The sequence below is a fragment of the Photorhabdus cinerea genome, from assembly GCF_011189575.1.
Taxonomy (GTDB): Bacteria; Pseudomonadota; Gammaproteobacteria; order Enterobacterales; family Enterobacteriaceae; genus Photorhabdus; species Photorhabdus cinerea.
In genome coordinates this window covers 163020-180207 of sequence record NZ_PUJW01000010.1, presented here as the reverse complement: position 1 = coordinate 180207, position 17188 = coordinate 163020, and the positions used below count along the sequence as shown (strand labels likewise).

The window sequence follows — 17188 nt, the reverse complement described above, 5'->3', positions numbered from 1 at the left end:
TTCTCTCCTGCCTATTGGCCTGAATTATCCGGCTTGGTGTTGAAAATAATTTCAATACGGCGGTTCAAAGCCCGATTCTTGGCGGTGGTGTTGGGGACTAAAGGTGCTTCTGCGCCAGCACTTTCAACCTGTAGCCGTTGTGGCTGGAGCAGGTTGGTGCGTAACTGTTGCGCCACCGTTTTTGCTCGCGCCAGTGACAGTGCATAGTTAGAGGAATAGGTATGTGTATGAATAGGCTGATTATCACTGTGTCCGCGAACGATAACCTTTCCAGTCGTCAGGTTCAGTTGTTTGGCAAGCTCTTGGAGAGGTATCTGATAGAGTGGATTAAGTGTTGCCGATGCGGAAGCAAATAAATCGCCGCCTTGCAGGGTTACGCTGATATTATCTGCATTCTGGCTGACGGTGATGTCCTGCTGTGCAATCATCGGTTGCAGAACCTGTCGCAGATGAGCTATAGAGAAACTTTCAACCGGTGATGCAGCTTCTGGTAGTGGCAGGTCGTATATAGATGTCAACACGGGTTCTGTCTGCTGATTAAGCCGGGTGTTTAACCCGATGTAGAGTAAACCAGTCAGTAGTACTCCAGATAGCGAGCAAAACACCAAAAAATGGGCTAACCGTGATGTCTGATGTGTGTTGACTGGAAGAGGCGGAAGAGCGCTTAATGCCGAGGAATATTCGCCTCTCACTTGACGCAGACGTATTGCCAGGCGCTGGATTAGGGTTTCTAATTGAGCCAGGCCGTTATCAATCAAGCGATAACGACCACCAAACCCCAGTAACAGACAAAAGTAGAACAGTTCGAGTAAATCGATATGTTTGGCCGGTTGTTGCAGCAACATATCCAATAGTTTGAAAAACTTCTCACCACCACTGCTCTCTTTATGGAATGTCACCAACAGGCCATTACCTGACCATATGCTATCGCTTCCCCAGGAGGTCAATGCAACTGTTTCATCTAAACATGTGCACAGACAATAACGGGCGCCGAGAATAGTTTCGTAGCTAAATCCCTCTTGCTGACACTGTTTTTCAAAGCGATACATTTCACCAATCAGTTGTTGGCGTAACTGACTGGAATCCTCTGGTTTTGCTGTGTGGCGAATATGTGACATAGCATTTAACAGTGGATAAGCAGCCTGTACCAATGGGTTACGGTAGTTATGATTCATAGGTTCATTTCCTCCTCATCAGACAGACGTTTAAGTGCCCAAAATGCCATTTTCAGACCGGGAAACTCACCAGCAATATAAAAGGCAAACACCCCGGATTTTCCCAGCGACTGTTCAGTTTCACTGTCTAATTCCAATTTGAAGTAGCAATGCCCATTTTGATAGGGAAGTTGTCTGGGGATCTGTACCAAGTGGCGTAGGGCAATACCTGGCAATTGCAGGCGCACCAGATCACGTATGCGATCAGCGGGCGCGATTTTGATTTGGGCCGGAAAGTGAGCCATAAAAGAGTCATGCTCCATCTCAGACTTCACGACTAAGATGAAGTGGTAATCATCCAGATTCATCTGTTCTGGTAGTGATGCTACGCTCAGTCCGGGCAGGCGTTTGGTCAGGGGCAGTGATACAACATGCTCTTCCAGCACAATGGACAAGCTGCGTTGCAGTAAAGTACAGAGGCGGGTGAAGCAACCACCAATATCCAGATGATTGTAGCGGGGTAACTCTCCCTCCAGTGTATAAGGCGACTGGAAAGAACTCATTTCCAGTGCATAGCTGATCCAGATGAGAAAAAGCATTTCGGGTGCCTGTTGAGGCAGATGCATGATGTGTTGAAGCTGCGCGCTAAAACGGTTTAAGAGCGCCAGTCGTAATAAATCACTGGTGCAAGAACCATTACATTGCAGATGACGGCTAAGCTGTCGGCTGCGTTGCAGTAACAGACCATACAGATCATGAGTTATGTTCTGTAATAACGGGCTTACCCAACAGTTAAGCAACGGTGGAATATATCCCGTATCCAGAATGACAATGCCATCCTGATTTTTTTCTAAAACCCGCAGGACTCCCATTGCAATCCATTCACCGTTCAACTCATTTTCTGGTAGCAGACGCAGGCGTAATCTCCCGCAATGTAAGGTCGTACTGCTAAGTGTCAGCGAGTTGATGTCGTTGACCTCTTTTTCAAATGCCTGATAACGAGCCAAAGAATTGGATGCGTCATCGAAACTGACGGATTCACGTCCGGTCAGATATGCCGGTATAGCTAAGGTTATAATTTGCGAATGTAATGAAGCGCTGATTGCTAATGCGGGTGGAGTCTCATTGGTTTCAGTAAATTCAAAACTGGTGCCATCAGGCATAATACCGCTGGCCGCCAGCAGTGAAATTTTTCCCAGAGCAAGCTGGCTTTCATCGATTTTTAATGATGAAAACCCCCAATTGTAGGCTCGTTGCAAAGCTCCCCATTGACGCAGGCGTGCATCCACATACTCATCTGCCTGTTGAAAATGGTGAGGTCGTAAAAACATGCCTTCCATCCAGAGAACTTTGTGTGCATTTTTCATAGGTGATCTCCTGAGCATGCGTGATTCATTGAGCGGACGCAGATGCAATCTGTAATCCGTGCGAAGTAACGGTAATCAACTGATAAAGCTCAGAGGATGAAAAGGGATTCAAAACCGATAAATAAGGTGCTGTTGGAAACGATGATAGAGGAATAACGATCCGCCATTGTTTGTCGCTAATACTCTGATATTCGGCCCAAATAGCAATATATTTTTCCGTTGACGGTGTATTAATGGTAATACTGATACCATTTTGTTCTTTTGTCGGCAGTAAGAAGATTGATTTTTGACAAAGTACAGTATTATCCAGAGTTGAATGGGTATTTTCTTGTAAAGACCCGATATCAGCCTGATTAAATTTATCTGGATCACTTAATAATAATATATTTAATTTTAATGGGGCGCTGTTGTTAATATCGCCATGTGCCTGGAATTTAATTGTGTATGGAATATTTTTTTCCACTTTATTTGTAGAACAACCGACACTCAGCAGTATGCTCAGTAGAATAAAGGCAAAAAAACAGTGACTTTTATGGCAAGATAAAAGCAGCATAGAAAGTCCTCCATCACAGTCCCAGCAGGAGTACCTTAAGCTGACTGGGAATTAAACGCATGCCAATCATGTTAGTGCTGTTTTGTAAGCTCAGACTGGTGACGCGTGTAGCAGGAAACCCCTTAATTAACGTGGTAAACGAGCCGATTAAATGGCGTGAAGGTCCCATTACGGTACCGGAAACAACACCGAGATTAACGCCAGGATTGTCACCAAAACTTGAATTAGTCAGTGTCGCCATATTATGCGCAGGCATTCCCATAAACAGCACTTTATAAGTGTGAGGAGTTGCCATGAGGCCCAGTGTCATATTGGGATATGGAACGGGCACGGGTACAGGTAAAGGTGTCATACAGACATCTGGAAATGCCAGATCCATACCGAAAAGTTGGCAGTTTGCAAACATATCATCACCTACCAAATTAATGTGTTGCTATTTCTGTCAGATAGATTAGCAAATAAGGAAATATAACCAATAAGGTATTAACCTTATTTCTGTTAATGGGTGATGTAATGAAAATATTAATATTGTTGTTTTCTTTGACGCAGAAAAATAAGGGTTTTGACTGATTTTAATGAGAATTGTATTTCGGAATACTTCCCGCGAAAGTAAGGATATAAAATGAGTAATTAATGTGAAGAATAGCATTGCCTTTTTTATTTGGTGGTATGGCGGTGTTTGAATCTATTTCTAATATAATGATATTTAAATAAAAGCGCTTATGAATAAAAAAATAGGGTATGTATCTGTATCGGCTATTACCGTGGCATTGTTATTAGCAAGTTGCCATAAGTCCAATAAGAAAAAAGAGCTAGTGGTGAATGAAACTCAAAAAGAGAATCTTAATACTATTAGCCGCGAACAGAAACGAACAAAGAGGTGGTTGCAGCATCAAACTGATGACGATATAACGCAAGGCGGTGATATTTCGAAATCGGCTATGGCCGGTAAGAAGTGGTTACAGCATCAAACTGATGACGGTATAACGCAGGGCGGTGATATTCGGAAATCGGCTGTGGCAGATATGGGTTTTGCCGCGTTGCAGCCGGAGACAGAAAAGGCTTCAGCTGGAGAAATGCGTGCTAATTTACCTTTGTCTGATGGGGGGCTAACCGGCGGCTCAATCGATCTTTTTTATCCATTATATGACGGAGGTGGGTATCTACGGTTTGGTCAGGTAGGTGCTCGCCGTTCCGATGGGCGCAATATAGTTAACCTAGGTATTGGTCAACGTTATTTTCAGGAGGATTGGGCTTTAGGTTACAATACTTTTTACGATGCCCAAATATCCGGCAATGCCCACCAGCGGTTGGGATTCGGACTGGAATACTGGCGCGATTATCTGTATCTGGCGGCTAACGGATATTTTGGCTTGACGGACTGGTACTCGTCTTCGGCACTGGATGGTTATGTGGAACGTGCAGCGAATGGCTATGATATCCGCGCTCAGGGTTGGCTGCCTGATTACCCGCAACTAAGTGGTAAACTGAAATTTGAGCAATATTTCGGTGATGATATTGCGATGTTTAGTCACCAAAATCATTATAAGGACCCGTACGCGCTGACAGTAGGTCTGGAATATACACCTATCCCATTGATTTCATTAGGTGCTGATAGAACTTTTAGTCACAGAGGTAAGGATGACACAAAAGTTAATCTGTCCTTCAATTATCAGCTTGGGGTGCCTTTATCCCAACAGATTGATCCGACGGCAGCACCGGTAAGACGCACTTTGGCTGACAATCGTTACCATCTGGTTGAACGTAATAATAATATTGTGTTGAAGCACCGAGAAAGCGCGCCGTTGAGCCTGCATTTACCAACGGGACTCAGTGGATTTGGTGGAGAAAGGAAACCGATTAATTTCTCTTTCAACGGGAAATATCGTTTAAAACATATCCAGTGGGATGATGGTGCATTACGTGCACGTGGAGGCCGGATCATTGCGTCATCAAATAATAGCTACGTAGTGCACTTCCCTACTTATAGTAGTCAGCAAAGTAACTATCTTACGATTTCAGCTGTAGCGCATGATGAACAGGGAAATGTCTCAAATAGCAGTGAGATGGGCATATTGATTAATGTACCGGTTACGTTAGGTGATGGTGATGATAAAGTTCCTTTTTTTGGGGATAGTGTAGAAGAATTACAGAGTCAGAAGGAAGAATTGCAGCGCCAGAAGGAAGAGTTGATGCGTCTGCAACAGCAGTTGCAAGAAGAAAAGTTGACGCGTGTGCAACAGCAGCTGCTGCTGCTGGAAGAAAAGTTGACACGTGTGCAGCAGCCACAGCCACAGCCACAGCCAATACCAAGTAATGGACCACTAGGACCACCACCGCCCATGGCAGGATTTGAAGCATTCAAAAATGGAAATGCAGTTCCTAGTAATAATAGAAACTATATCCCGAAGACGAAGACGAAGACAAAGACGAAGCAGCCGGAGCCGGAGCGTGAACCCTCTCCCAGAGAAAAATTACTAGCCGAACTCAAACTCAAATTAGAGGAGAGAGAAAGGCAAAGGGAGGCGAGAGAAAAGGAAGGAAAATAGCAACAGTAGCAACAAATGATATTTAAATAAAAGCGCTTATGAATAAAAAAATAGGGTATGTATCGGCCATTACCGCGGCATTGTTATTAGTAAGTTACTATAATTCCAGTGAGAAAAAAGAGCCAGTGGTGAATGAAACTCAAAAAGAGAGTCTTAATGTTATTGGCAGCGAACAGAAACAAACAAAGAGGTGGTTGCAGCATCAAACTGATGACGATGTAACGTGGGGAAGTGATATTCCGAAATCGGGTATGGCAGATATGGGTTTTGCCGTGTTACAGCCGGAGACAGAAGATGATACAAAAGTTAATCTGTCCTTCAATTATCAGCTTGGAGCGCCTTTATCCCAACAGATTGATTCGACGACGGCACAGATAAGACGCACTTTAGCTGACAATCGTTACCATCTGGTTGAACGTAATAATATTGTGTTGAAGCACCGGGAAAGCGCGCAGTTGAACCTACATTTACCAACGGGACTCAGTGGATTTGGTGGAGAAAGGAAACTGATTAATTTCTCTTTCAACGGGAAATATCGTTTAAAATATATCCAGTGGGATGATGGCGCATTACGTGCACGTGGAGGCCAGATTATTGCGTTATCAAATAATAGCTACGTAGTGCACTTCCCTACTTATAGTCGTCAGCAAAGTAATCATCTTACGATCTCAGCTGTAGCGTATGATGAGCAGGGAAATGTCTCAAATAGCAGTGAGATGGGTATATTGATTAATGTACCGGCTACGTTATCTCCTCCTGTAATAAAGCCGATAGAAAATGATGAATCTGAATTACGGCTAGGTACTGGCGAAGGTGATGAAGTTCCTCCTTTATTGGGTGATAGAGAAGATGAGATGTTGGAGGAACAGTCAGCACAGGGGCAGTTGGGACAAGAACAAGAGCGATTGGAACAGGAACGGTTGGAGCAAGAAGCGCGGGATGCTTGGTTGGGACAAGAACAAGAGCGGTTGGAACAGGAGCGATTGGAGCAAGAAGCGCGGGATGCTTGGTTGAGACAAGAACAAGAGCGATTGGAACAGGAACTACTGGAACAAGAACGGAAGATACAGGAGCTAAGAGATAAAGTTTTAAAAAGAAGAGAGCATAGTGATGACTATAATACTTATCAGAGAGAGCTAGAGATAAAAAAAGAACCGGAAAAACAAGTGGATAATGGAAAATGGACACAAGTCGCCCCAGATCTGCTCCTGAATCATCCGCTTTTGAATCAGGGAGGTGATTCCTCTATCTTTCATACTAATAATGAAAATGATGATGAATGGGGAAATGAATAACAAAAAACCCATACCAACACCTACCAGGTAGTTTAACCCAGCAGATTGATTAAAAAGCACTCACCCTTTCTCACATTAAGTATTGCTTGTGGGAAAGGAAAACTCCTGTTTCTGAATAATCGACTGCCAGTGATAAGAAAAACGTTTCGCTGGCAGATATTCATTTTCGTTTGGGCTTTGTTGATATGAAATAAGTGTAAAATTGATCTTGATCATAATTTAGTTAAATAATTTTGATAAGTTTTATCTGATTGTTATCTGCCATAAAGTATTTATTATCTTCTAGTGTGTTTTTCTTGAATATAGAGTACCGGAAAGATATAACCCAATAAGGTAACTGCTAAACCTGTGGTTAATTTAACGTGATAGGTACAGAGTAATTTGGTTTTTTTCACCAGGAAATATCTCTGAATAATAAGGAGATTATAAAATGAGAACACGCTCATCATTAGTGATTAAACTCACGCTGTTTCTATCACTTACGTTGTTTCTTATATGGCTAATTTCTGTCATAGCGACGGCTTTTTTTTCTTTTAAACATGCACACCAGCATATGATGAATGAGCTATCACATCTTGCGACTTTACGGGCAGATTTAAGTAATCATCGTTTTGAAGGTGCTGAGAAAGATGCGCAGGAGCTGGCGAGGCGCTACGACGCTTATTATGAAAAGTATGAAAATGATAAAAATATTACGTCGAATACTGATAGCAAATATCTTCCCATTGATGGCAATATTTGCCGGCCCGATCACGAAATAAGTCAGGATAACTGGTTTATTCAGGCATATGGCGCTGCCGGACAAGCTTATTATCTGGACAGCTTTATTTTTAAGCGATCTCAAGGGATATCGATTTATCCTCCGGAAAAAATCTCAGATGATTATTTTGTCAAACGGTGTCTTGAATTGGCGAATTTTCCCATGAGTCCCAATCACGATAATATTTATTGGGGACAGCCGGAGCATATTCCCGGCAGTGGCTGGAGCATCTCGGTTGCTGCGAGTGATAAAATGGGACGACTGACTGGATACGCTATTAAATTCAATGATCTATTGTCATACGGACAAGCAGTAACTAATTATGATATCGATCTCTGGCTGGACAGCAATCAACAATTATTGCCGTTTTTCAAAGGGAAATTACCGCAGGATCAAGAACAACATATTTTAGCATTGTTGAAGAAAGTCAAATTACATGATGGCTGGCAATATATTCCCGGTTATCAGGTATTACGTATTCAGCTGAAAGGCCCCGGTTGGCAGCAATTGGTACTGTATCCTACCAAAGGTCTATTTGAGGAAGTCATTGATCAGGCGATTATTCAGCTTCCCTTTGCGTTGGTTATTTTATTAATGATAACGCTGACTTTATTCTGGATGTTGCATCATTACTTAGCCAAACCGTTATGGGAGTTTGTGGATATCATTGATAAAACCGGGCCACGTGCTTTAGATGTTCGTCTGCCCGAAAATCGGTGTGATGAGCTGGGTCAGATAGCCAGAGCCTACAATACGTTATTGGATACCCTTAATCAGCAATATTCCACATTAGAAAACAAGGTAGCAGAGCGCACTAGAGCATTAACGGAAGCAAAGCAACAGGCAGAGTTAGCGAATAAGCGTAAAAGTAGCCATTTGACGACGATCAGCCATGAATTGAGAACACCACTTAGCGGAACACTGGGTGCATTGGAATTGCTGAAAACCAGCGAAATGAACAACGAACAATTGCAACTTGCAGAAACGGCACACCAATGCACATTATCTTTACTATTTATTATCAATAAATTACTTGATTTTTCGCGTATTGAAGCCGGGCAGGTTGAATTGCAGTATGCAACCTGCCAGTTGTTACCGTTGTTGGATCAGTCAATGGCGACGATACAGGGAATGGCACACAATAAAAGGTTGACGTTAGAAACTTTTGTCTCCACTGATGTGCCACAATCATTAGTTCTTGATGCAATCCGTGTAAGGCAGATTCTGGTGAATTTGTTAGGAAATGCCTGCAAATTTACCGATGATGGCGGTATTTGTCTGACTGTTACCCGTTCAGATAACACGCTGATTTTTGATGTGACTGATAGCGGGTGTGGTGTGGCACCAGAAAATATCTCATCGGTATTTAATCCCTTTTATCAGGTGCAAGAACATGCTCAAGGTACTGGGCTTGGGCTTGCTATTGCGGCTACGCTAGCCAAAATGATGGGAGGAAGTTTGAGGTTCAACAGTGCTCTTGGTTTAGGCACCAGTGTGGTATTTCAACTGCCGCTGACAGATTTTATTGAGCCAGAGTTATTGCAGGGGGAAGTCGATGCACCATTGGTTTTACATCGTCAACTCATGGCATGGGGCCTCTCCTGTTTGTCAGAACAGCATTACGGCGGGTTATCCGCCAATGACTTACGTTTTTTGCCCGGTCGTTTGCGGGATATTGTAGAGCGTCAGCTATCTGGAACACCGCCACCTGTGCAGGATAACGTACCGTTACAGCCTTGGCGTATGCGTGTGTTATTAGTGGATGACGCAGAGACGAACCGGGACATCATTGGCATGATGCTGACCCGGTTAGGTCAGGAAGTGCAGTACGCTAAGGATGGTACAGAGGCATTATTGTTAGGCAGGCGTTACCGCTTTGATCTGGTTTTGATGGATATATTGATGCCGGGACAATGTGACGGTCTGGAAACTACACGACTTTGGCGTGTTGATTCTGACAATCAGGACCCAGAGTGCATGATTGTTGCTCTGACGGCAAATACAGTTGCCGAGGAAAAAGAGCGCGCCGCTCAGGCAGGGATGAATGATTACATATCCAAACCGGTTACGATTAACCAATTGGCCCAAATATTAGAGATGACAGCGGAATATCAGTTACGGCGTGACATTGATCTGATGATACAGCAAGAAACAGGCAAGCCATTACTGTCCATGAACTTATTACGTATGCAAGAAAAGGTTCGCAGGGAATTATTAACTTTACTCGACGAAATTGAACAACATATTACTCAACAGGAGGTATTAGAAAAGCTCTTACATTCTATGAAAGGAGTGAGTGGGCAGGCAGGGCTTAATTCGTTGTTATGTATCATTGTTGAAATGGAAAACCAGGTACATAACGGTGTTCTGCCGCAAGAGAATGAGCTGATGAAACTACGTAAATTAATTAATGCAACACTGTGCTCTGCTGAGGAACACGAGCAGAATGCACCTTTTTCCGCGAGGTCCTAATATGATTTGCTATAAAGTTTTGCTAGTGGATGATCATGAGCTGATCATAGATGGAATAAAGAACCTTCTTGCTGCATATCCGCGTTATCAAGTAGTCGCGCAGGTTGATGATGGGCTATCTGTTTATGCTGCCTGCCGGGATTTGACACCGGATATTGTTATTCTTGATCTTGGCCTTCCGGGGTTAAATGGATTAGATATTATTCCACAGCTTTGTCAACGCTGGCCTGATTTGCGCATACTTGCCCTTACTGCCCATGATGATGAATTAACGGCGAGCCGTGTACTACGTGCAGGGGCATTAGCCTATGTTTTGAAAACCAGCTCGCAGCAGATATTACTTGCTGCAATTACCAGCGTTGCAGCCAAAAAAAGTTACGTTGATCCTAATCTGAATCAGGAGGCTGTTCACCTGTTAGGGGAGGGAACGAATGATGACAGTACATTGCTTACTCGACGCGAGCGCCAAATATTGCAGTTAATCAACGAAGGTAATGGCAATCGTAATATTGCGGAGGTGTTAAGTATTAGTGTTAAAACAGTAGAGACTCACCGCCTTAATATGATGCGAAAACTCAAAGTTCATAAGGTTACTGAATTACTTAAATACTCGAGAAAGTTGGGATTAATAACTTGATCATGCAGACAGAATTAATGCTGTTGGATGACAATTGGCTATTAAAAATAGCTTGCATAAACAGCCCGATTTATAGGGCTGTTTTTGTGTGTGGCAGTAATATATATAAGATAAATTTATGGTTTTTATAAAGGATTAATTAATATGAAATGTTGTTTTATTATTGCAGGCTTGTTCTTATTTTTAATTAATTAGTGATTAATTTGGTATTTAATTGAATTTTTGTTTTTATTGAATAATCTTTTATTCGGTTTAATGTTACCATTTGATTAAATAGGTTTTATGTTAATGGATTAGTGCGGATAATGGTTGTTTTAAATAATTACGCATTAATCTTTGTAGAAATATTATTTGATTTTTATTTATAATGTTAAAAATAAATATATATTGAGCTTTATTATAAAAATAAAGTTTTTATTTTTCATATAATAAATAGTTAATTTAAATTTTATTGAGTGTGTAGCATAGATAAGGTATATAAGAATATATGTCAATATATCGAAATTTACCATTAATATTTAGAATTAAAGAATTAAAGAATTAAAGAATTAAAGAATTAAAGAATTAAAGAATTAAAGAATTAAAGAATTAAAGAATTAAAGAATTAAAGAATTAAAGTTTTCCTTCTATTTTAATCAAGGAAACCCGCTGAAACCTGTTCGCTGGGTGTGTCTGACAAAAATATCGGTATTGGAAAATTTCTTGTCTGGTGCGGGGAAGACACAAGGAGCACTTGGCGTTGGTGCTAAATCTTCAGGTACGCTAGGCACTCAAAGTAGTGGATACGGTGGAGCAACTTTTGAAGGTTCATCCGGGTGGACTTATTCTTCTCTGAAAGGAGAATAATCACAAATAATAATGAGCAATTCATCAACTGATGGCCAAGTACGAGATAGAATAAAAGCTATCCTTTTTGCTTCTGAAGGGTGGAGTTCTGTGATGATAGCCCAAGCCCAAGAATATCAAACCATCAATGATTACAACATTTGCCGTTTTTTCAATGAAATAAGAAGGTATTATCCTAACTATCATCAAAAAATTCATCTTATTGTAGATGATGCGGGTTACAACAAAGCTCATCTTGTGAAGGATTGGGCTTATGTTAGCAATATTGAGTGACATTACCTTCCTCCATACAGCCCAAATTTAAACCCGATAGAGCGATTATGGAAGGTCATGAATGAACATGTTCGAAATAACCGTTATTTCGCTAATAAACATGAATTTCGAGACAAAGTATTTAAATTTTTCACCACGACGCTACCTGATATAGCGGACATCGCTGATGTCTAGAATTAACGACCATTTTCAGGTGCTAAAAACTGCATCTTGAAGTTTCTTGGGTATAGGTATTTCTTACGCTGTTATTTTTAATTCCGTACTATACCGCAGTCAGTCAGGCTGTCATTAATTTTTTATGAACAAAATTGCAATGAGCAGCCTGTTTATTGTTCTAAGTGGCTCTTGTCAATAAAGTTTACATTACTTGAAAGGTTTGGTCTCATCTTGTCCTGAAAGTTTTGCCCTATTTAGAAACACTGTGTCTGCCAGAAAGTCTGCAACTTTTCTTATCCTGAGGGAATGCGCTAAATCTGCTTGAATTACCAGCCATAAAGGTTGATCTATGCCCAAATTACTTGAAACACATATGAGACCAGCCGCGTTGGCTACAAAATGTGGAAGTACTGCCAATCCCAAGCCTGCTTTTACAGCAGAAATTTGAGCAGAAAGGGAAGTTGTGGCTACAGAAAGTGGACGGCCTTTGAGTATTTGTTCAACCCATTTGAATGTAAAGAGTTGAGATTGATCATCTGTCCACCCAATAAAGTTATCGTTTTCATATTCTCCTCTAAGCGCTCCTGATGAATGAGTTGCCAGGTAATCTTCACTTCCATAAAGACCAAATCCTAAGATACCTAATTGACGAATAGTTACATGCCCTCTCTCTGGCCTAATTATGCGAAGTGCCAAGTCAGCGTCGCGACGATGTAAATTGACAGTATGAATATCTGTAATGATCTCCAGTGTTAGATCCGGATAATTTTTCTGTAAGCTTGGCAAACTAGGAATTATTAAACTGTTTGCGAGAGTCTCCGTGGTAGCGATGCGAACTTTCCCCGAAATTTCCATGCGTGTATCAGCTTCAAGCAACAATGTATTTGCTGCCATCTCCATACTTTTCGCTTTTTCCAGAAGTTCAGTCCCATCTTCTGTTAGTCGATAACCAGTTTGATGGCGGAGGAACAATGGCATCCCAAAAGTTGCTTCAAGTCGTTCAACTCTTCTGGATACAGTTGCAACTCCTATCTTAAGGAGATTTGCAGCCCTACTTATGGTACCGGTTCGAGCCACTGCCAAGAATATGCGTATATCATCCCAAACAAGAGACTGCTCAATCCGGCTTCCATTTTTGGAAAGTTGAATTCCAATATTATCTACATCTTTCATATTTGATATATGCCACAATTATCTTGATAAAAGTAAACGAGTTTAATGCATGACGGTTTTTTGGGATATTTAATATATCAACGGTCATTTCTTCATATATTGAATGTCGAATCGTTTCATTCTTAGACTGTCATTGTTGTTCAATAAATAATGGTAGTCAAAAGTACTTGTTGCTTACTCTGAGACCAGCATTGATGAGTTAATTGGAAATAAGTTAGCCACCACACATCCAATCCCCATCTTGGCTAAGTCTACTTGTCTAATATGATATGAGAGGCCATTATGATGAAGAAAAGAAAAATATTTATTACAGGTGCTGGTAGAGGTATTGGGTCTTCATTGGTTCAGGATCGCCTGCAAGCAGGTCATTTTGTAGCTGCTGGAGACATCACATCAATTAATACTCACGATAATAACAGCGATTCAGCTCGTTTAATTCCCCTTCAGTTCGACATACGGGATGTCAATAGCTGCACCCAAGCGATTCAAACCGCAGACACCAAAAGATGTTTCAGAAGCTGTATGCTTTGTTCTCAGTACAAATTCGACTGCGCATATATCATATATACGTCTTGATGCTCCATTATGGTATCAATTAGAAAAATAAGGTCATTGTTATGCGAGTTACACCACAGCTAGCCGTCATTCTGACTCTATTTGCAACCTTCTTTTGGGGCTCCAATTTCCAGGCAACAAAACTCGCTCTCAGCAGCTTACCTCCATGGACTGCATCTGTTGAACGTTTTGTCTTTGCTGTCTTAGCTATTTTTATCTTTATGGTCCTTAAAGGCGGTATTCACGGTAAGGTACTGAGACAAAACCTCCTTGCATTCATTAGTCTTGGAACGATTGGCGTCGCCGGCTTCAATGGGGCTTTGTTCGTTGGCCTGCAAAGCTCCAGCCCTGTCACTGCTGCATTAATAATGGCTACAACTCCAATTTCTGCCAATATTCTGGAAGCCATAATGAATCGCCGTTTTCCAGAGCTTATCCGTGTGTACGGGATGACGATTAGTCTATTTGGTGTAGCGTTAGTTATCACCAATGGTCAATTGTTTTCTGGTGGAGCAATTCATACAGCATCTGGCGACTTAATCATATTAGTTGTTTGTTTTCTAGGGGGGCTTGGGAAAATGGAAATATACTGTCCCCCGTTCTCTCAAAATTTGATGGGTAACTGCTGTAATTGAAATGGTAATTCGCTGAAATTTAATTAGTGACCGTTGCTTTTCAAACACGGTTTGATGAATCGTTATCTGGGACAGCCCCTAAATTTTTTATACGTTATTGCCGATGAAAAATTTAAATATAGAGAATGTTTTTATATCCATAAAATTAGGAATGAAAGGTTATGTAGAGAATGGATATAACTCTCCCATTCATCTGTTTATTTACGGTTCCTAATAGGAAGAAGCTACGGAAATATAATCGCAAGTGAAAGATGTTTATAACTTTAGTAGCGATTTTTCTATATTGGCAGTACCAGTACACAACCAGAGCATAATAATGTTTAGAAAATATTTCCTTAGAAATGAATTCATACACAACATTTACTAGAGAAAATTATAAGATAAATTTACCAAACTTATTGGCTAAATATTCTTGGTAACAGGGACCAATAACTCATGGTAAGTTTTTTTCATGATTAATATGATATATACATCACAAGGTTAAAATTTTTATTTATTAGTTCGTTGTGTATATTTTAAAAAATGTATAGCGTGAGCATAATAAACATCATTTTTGCTTCACAAAGATTACGATTTTTTCGCCTTAGCACATCTGAAATAACAAGTCATTTTTTCTATCTATACCTTATGGATTTCAAGATGCATCACGACGGCAAGGGAGCGAATCCCCGGGAGCATAGATAACTCTGTGACCGGGGTGAGTGAGTGCAGCCAACAAAGAGGCAACTTGAAAGATAACGGGTATATAACCTATAACAGAAGAGTTGACTTAATTAAATGTCGCCTTATTTAAAAAGGAGATTACTCATGGTGTCCAAACTTGCGCTACATGGAGGTTCTTCCATCCGAACAGTTTCTTGGCCTGGATGGCCTACAAGTTCTCCACAAACTGTTAATAACCTACTTGCTGTTTTAGGTAGTGAACGTTGGTCAATAAGTGGTCCTTACCGTGGAATGCCTTCTTTTGAGCAACGTTTTGCAGAGGCGTATGCTCGCTATACCGGTGCTCACTATTGTGTTCCCTCTTCGTGCGGAACGGCCAGCCTTACCATGGCTCTTGAAGCGGTTGGTGTTGGCGCTGGCGATGAAGTGATTGTGCCGGGATTATCTTGGGTCGCCTCAGCATCGGCGGTACTAGGCGTTAATGCTGTGCCAGTGCTAACTGATGTGGACCCGCTAACGGGTTGTTTGGATGCAAGTGCCGTGGAGAGAGCGATCACCCCTCGCTGTCATGCTATTACTGTTGTACATCTCGGATCGGCTGTTGCTGACCTACATGCCCTGCGGCGTGTAGCAGAACAAAACAACTTACCGCTGATAGAGGACTGCGCTCAGGCACATGGTGCCCGTTTTGCTGGTCAACATGTTGGTACCTTTGGTAGTGCAGGCACTTTCAGCATGCAACACAGCAAACTGCTGACAAGTGGCGAAGGAGGTGCAGTAATTACGCATGATGAGCAGCTTGCAAGCCGATTAGCTCATCTACGAGCTGATGGACGTACTCTAAGCAGCGTACCGCCTCCGCTGGATCATATGGAATTATTAGAAACAGCCGAGTTGATGGGTTCAAATTACTGTATGTCTGAATTTCACGCAGCGATTCTGTTAGCGCAATTAGAGAAGATGGATGCAGAAAATGCTATTCGACGCCGTAATGCTGAATATTTGGATACGCTGATGCGGCAGATTGGCTGTGAACCTCAGCAAACTACACTTGGTACAACAGAACGTGTCTATTATAACTATGCAATTGGCTTGCCTGAAGCAGTCTTGGCAAAAACATCTGTGGAGAAACTGGCAGAAGCACTATCAGCGGAGCTTTGTCTACCGTGCAAACCAATGTACTCATCATTAAATCAATGTAATTTGTACCAACCAGCAAGTCGACGCCGTTTCGCATTAGGCGAAGCCTTTCAGGCATCTGTTCAACCGCAGCGTTTTAGCTTGCCAATGGCGGAAGCATTTGCTCGCAGTCACATCACATTACCGCATCGTTTCTTACTCGCGGAAGAGTCAGACATGCTGGATGTACAGCGCGCACTGGATAAGGTCATTAGCCATGTTGAGCAACTGTGAATAATCAGAAGGCTAGAAACGAATATGACCTCAACACATAGCCATCGTTTTGTATTCATTCGACATGCAGAAGCAACATGCAATCTCCAGAATGATAATATGTTGATCAGTTCAGTTTCGCCTGATTCATCGTTGACCCATGTTGGTCAGCAACAGACACAATTGTTGGCGGATCATTTCCCACAAGAGCTGCTTGGTGCTCAGATATTCTGTAGTCCAATGTGTCGAGCTGTACAAACCGCTAACCCCCTTGCTATGCGACACAGTTTACCTTTGATACATGACGAGCGTTTGGAGGAAGTGCGTATTACCTCACCACTAACACCGCCATTAAGTTTGTCGGCATGGGACGCCATGCTTGAAGAACGTTTGGACAAACCCACAACAGAAGTAAAACCGGGGGTAGAAACTGTAGTTGCACAGCAAGCACGTGTGGCCGATTTTTTGCTTGAACGACATCGACACCGTAGCGAGGAAAAATTAACCGTTGTTGTTTCCCATGCATTCACTATCGAGCTGGCAATATTTGTGTTATTGGGGCTTGAATTAGCGATGTTGCAGCGTTGGCGTATACGCATCAGTAATACCGCGTTGCATGTTGTAGAAAATGAAGAGGTGGGAGGAAAGTCGCGACTCGTACTTGTCAACGCGAAGACTCACCTGGGATTCTGGCTTTAAGGTAAGAAA

General features: G+C 41.8%; 14 protein-coding genes and 1 pseudogene. 10 read left to right on the top strand and 5 right to left on the bottom strand.

All coding sequences use genetic code 11. From position 1 onward, the window contains the following. Positions 1-11: 11 nt before the first annotated feature. From icmH to C5469_RS11755, 4 genes are read right to left on the bottom strand one after another with little or no spacing between them, the layout of a single operon-like run. Positions 12-1175: a type IVB secretion system protein IcmH/DotU gene (gene icmH / locus C5469_RS11770; RefSeq protein ID WP_166306505.1), complete on the bottom strand. Its 1164-nt coding sequence runs from the start codon at positions 1173-1175 to the stop codon at positions 12-14. Continuing rightward, positions 1172-2521 (bottom strand): type VI secretion system baseplate subunit TssK, encoded by a 1350-nt coding sequence (gene tssK, locus C5469_RS11765; RefSeq protein ID WP_166306502.1) that lies wholly within the window; start codon positions 2519-2521, stop codon positions 1172-1174. Before tssK ends, icmH begins: the two co-directional genes overlap by 4 nt. Before the next feature lie 25 nt (positions 2522-2546). Next, entirely contained in the window at positions 2547-3074 is a 528-nt protein-coding gene (tssJ, locus tag C5469_RS11760; RefSeq protein ID WP_166306498.1) for a type VI secretion system lipoprotein TssJ, read from the bottom strand. Positions 3075-3087: 13 nt separating this feature from the next. Next, a complete protein-coding gene (locus tag C5469_RS11755) occupies positions 3088-3480 on the bottom strand; it encodes a DUF4150 domain-containing protein (RefSeq protein WP_036774458.1) in 393 nt (130 codons plus the stop codon). 316 nt (positions 3481-3796) lie between these two features. On the opposite strand from C5469_RS11755, the gene C5469_RS11750 reads away from it, so the two are divergent. The 6 genes and pseudogenes from C5469_RS11750 to C5469_RS11725 form a co-directional block, all read left to right on the top strand. After that, complete coding sequence (locus C5469_RS11750; RefSeq protein WP_166306495.1) at positions 3797-5623, top strand: inverse autotransporter beta domain-containing protein; 1827 nt, start codon at positions 3797-3799, stop codon at positions 5621-5623. 38 nt (positions 5624-5661) lie between these two features. Continuing rightward, the gene (locus C5469_RS11745) at positions 5662-6918 is read left to right on the top strand and encodes an inverse autotransporter beta domain-containing protein (protein ID WP_166306492.1); all 1257 of its coding nucleotides are present in this window, start codon (positions 5662-5664) and stop codon (positions 6916-6918) included. A gap of 430 nt (positions 6919-7348) precedes the next feature. Continuing rightward, positions 7349-10150, top strand: coding sequence for a two component system sensor kinase (locus C5469_RS11740; RefSeq protein WP_166306489.1), 2802 nt, complete (start codon positions 7349-7351; stop codon positions 10148-10150). Between the two features lies 1 nt (position 10151). Further along, on the top strand, positions 10152-10787 hold the full coding sequence (locus C5469_RS11735) for a two component system response regulator (RefSeq protein WP_166306486.1): 636 nt from the start codon (positions 10152-10154) through the stop codon (positions 10785-10787). A gap of 702 nt (positions 10788-11489) precedes the next feature. Beyond that, positions 11490-11633 (top strand): hypothetical protein, encoded by a 144-nt coding sequence (locus C5469_RS11730; RefSeq protein ID WP_166306483.1) that lies wholly within the window; start codon positions 11490-11492, stop codon positions 11631-11633. Positions 11634-11741: 108 nt separating this feature from the next. Beyond that, positions 11742-12120: pseudogene (locus C5469_RS11725) on the top strand (IS630 family transposase); the annotation flags it as partial. A gap of 149 nt (positions 12121-12269) precedes the next feature. On the opposite strand, the gene C5469_RS11720 reads toward C5469_RS11725, so the two are convergent. Then, positions 12270-13235: a LysR family transcriptional regulator gene (locus C5469_RS11720; RefSeq protein WP_166306480.1), complete on the bottom strand. Its 966-nt coding sequence runs from the start codon at positions 13233-13235 to the stop codon at positions 12270-12272. 282 nt (positions 13236-13517) lie between these two features. Between C5469_RS11720 and C5469_RS11715 the strand changes: the two genes are divergently transcribed. From C5469_RS11715 to C5469_RS11700, 4 genes are all read left to right on the top strand, one after another. Then, complete coding sequence (locus C5469_RS11715) at positions 13518-13811, top strand: SDR family NAD(P)-dependent oxidoreductase (RefSeq protein WP_166306477.1); 294 nt, start codon at positions 13518-13520, stop codon at positions 13809-13811. A gap of 41 nt (positions 13812-13852) precedes the next feature. Beyond that, positions 13853-14425, top strand: coding sequence for a DMT family transporter (locus C5469_RS11710; protein ID WP_242689446.1), 573 nt, complete (start codon positions 13853-13855; stop codon positions 14423-14425). 807 nt (positions 14426-15232) lie between these two features. Beyond that, on the top strand, positions 15233-16501 hold the full coding sequence (locus C5469_RS11705) for a DegT/DnrJ/EryC1/StrS aminotransferase family protein (protein ID WP_166306474.1): 1269 nt from the start codon (positions 15233-15235) through the stop codon (positions 16499-16501). A 24-nt stretch (positions 16502-16525) separates the two neighbouring features. Further along, on the top strand, positions 16526-17179 hold the full coding sequence (locus tag C5469_RS11700) for a histidine phosphatase family protein (RefSeq protein WP_166306471.1): 654 nt from the start codon (positions 16526-16528) through the stop codon (positions 17177-17179). Positions 17180-17188 lie beyond the last annotated feature (9 nt).

Excerpts from the sequence above, each read along its gene's own strand:
- icmH (WP_166306505.1), bottom strand. The coding sequence starts at position 1,175 with ATGAATCATAACTACCGTAACCCATTGGTACAGGCTGCTTATCCACTG.
- tssK (WP_166306502.1), bottom strand. The coding sequence starts at position 2,521 with ATGAAAAATGCACACAAAGTTCTCTGGATGGAAGGCATGTTTTTACGA.
- tssJ (WP_166306498.1), bottom strand. The coding sequence starts at position 3,074 with ATGCTGCTTTTATCTTGCCATAAAAGTCACTGTTTTTTTGCCTTTATT.
- C5469_RS11755 (WP_036774458.1), bottom strand. The coding sequence starts at position 3,480 with ATGTTTGCAAACTGCCAACTTTTCGGTATGGATCTGGCATTTCCAGAT.
- C5469_RS11750 (WP_166306495.1), top strand. The coding sequence starts at position 3,797 with ATGAATAAAAAAATAGGGTATGTATCTGTATCGGCTATTACCGTGGCA.
- C5469_RS11745 (WP_166306492.1), top strand. The coding sequence starts at position 5,662 with ATGAATAAAAAAATAGGGTATGTATCGGCCATTACCGCGGCATTGTTA.
- C5469_RS11740 (WP_166306489.1), top strand. The coding sequence starts at position 7,349 with ATGAGAACACGCTCATCATTAGTGATTAAACTCACGCTGTTTCTATCA.
- C5469_RS11735 (WP_166306486.1), top strand. The coding sequence starts at position 10,152 with ATGATTTGCTATAAAGTTTTGCTAGTGGATGATCATGAGCTGATCATA.
- C5469_RS11720 (WP_166306480.1), bottom strand. The coding sequence starts at position 13,235 with ATGAAAGATGTAGATAATATTGGAATTCAACTTTCCAAAAATGGAAGC.
- C5469_RS11715 (WP_166306477.1), top strand. The coding sequence starts at position 13,518 with ATGATGAAGAAAAGAAAAATATTTATTACAGGTGCTGGTAGAGGTATT.
- C5469_RS11710 (WP_242689446.1), top strand. The coding sequence starts at position 13,853 with ATGCGAGTTACACCACAGCTAGCCGTCATTCTGACTCTATTTGCAACC.
- C5469_RS11705 (WP_166306474.1), top strand. The coding sequence starts at position 15,233 with ATGGTGTCCAAACTTGCGCTACATGGAGGTTCTTCCATCCGAACAGTT.
- C5469_RS11700 (WP_166306471.1), top strand. The coding sequence starts at position 16,526 with ATGACCTCAACACATAGCCATCGTTTTGTATTCATTCGACATGCAGAA.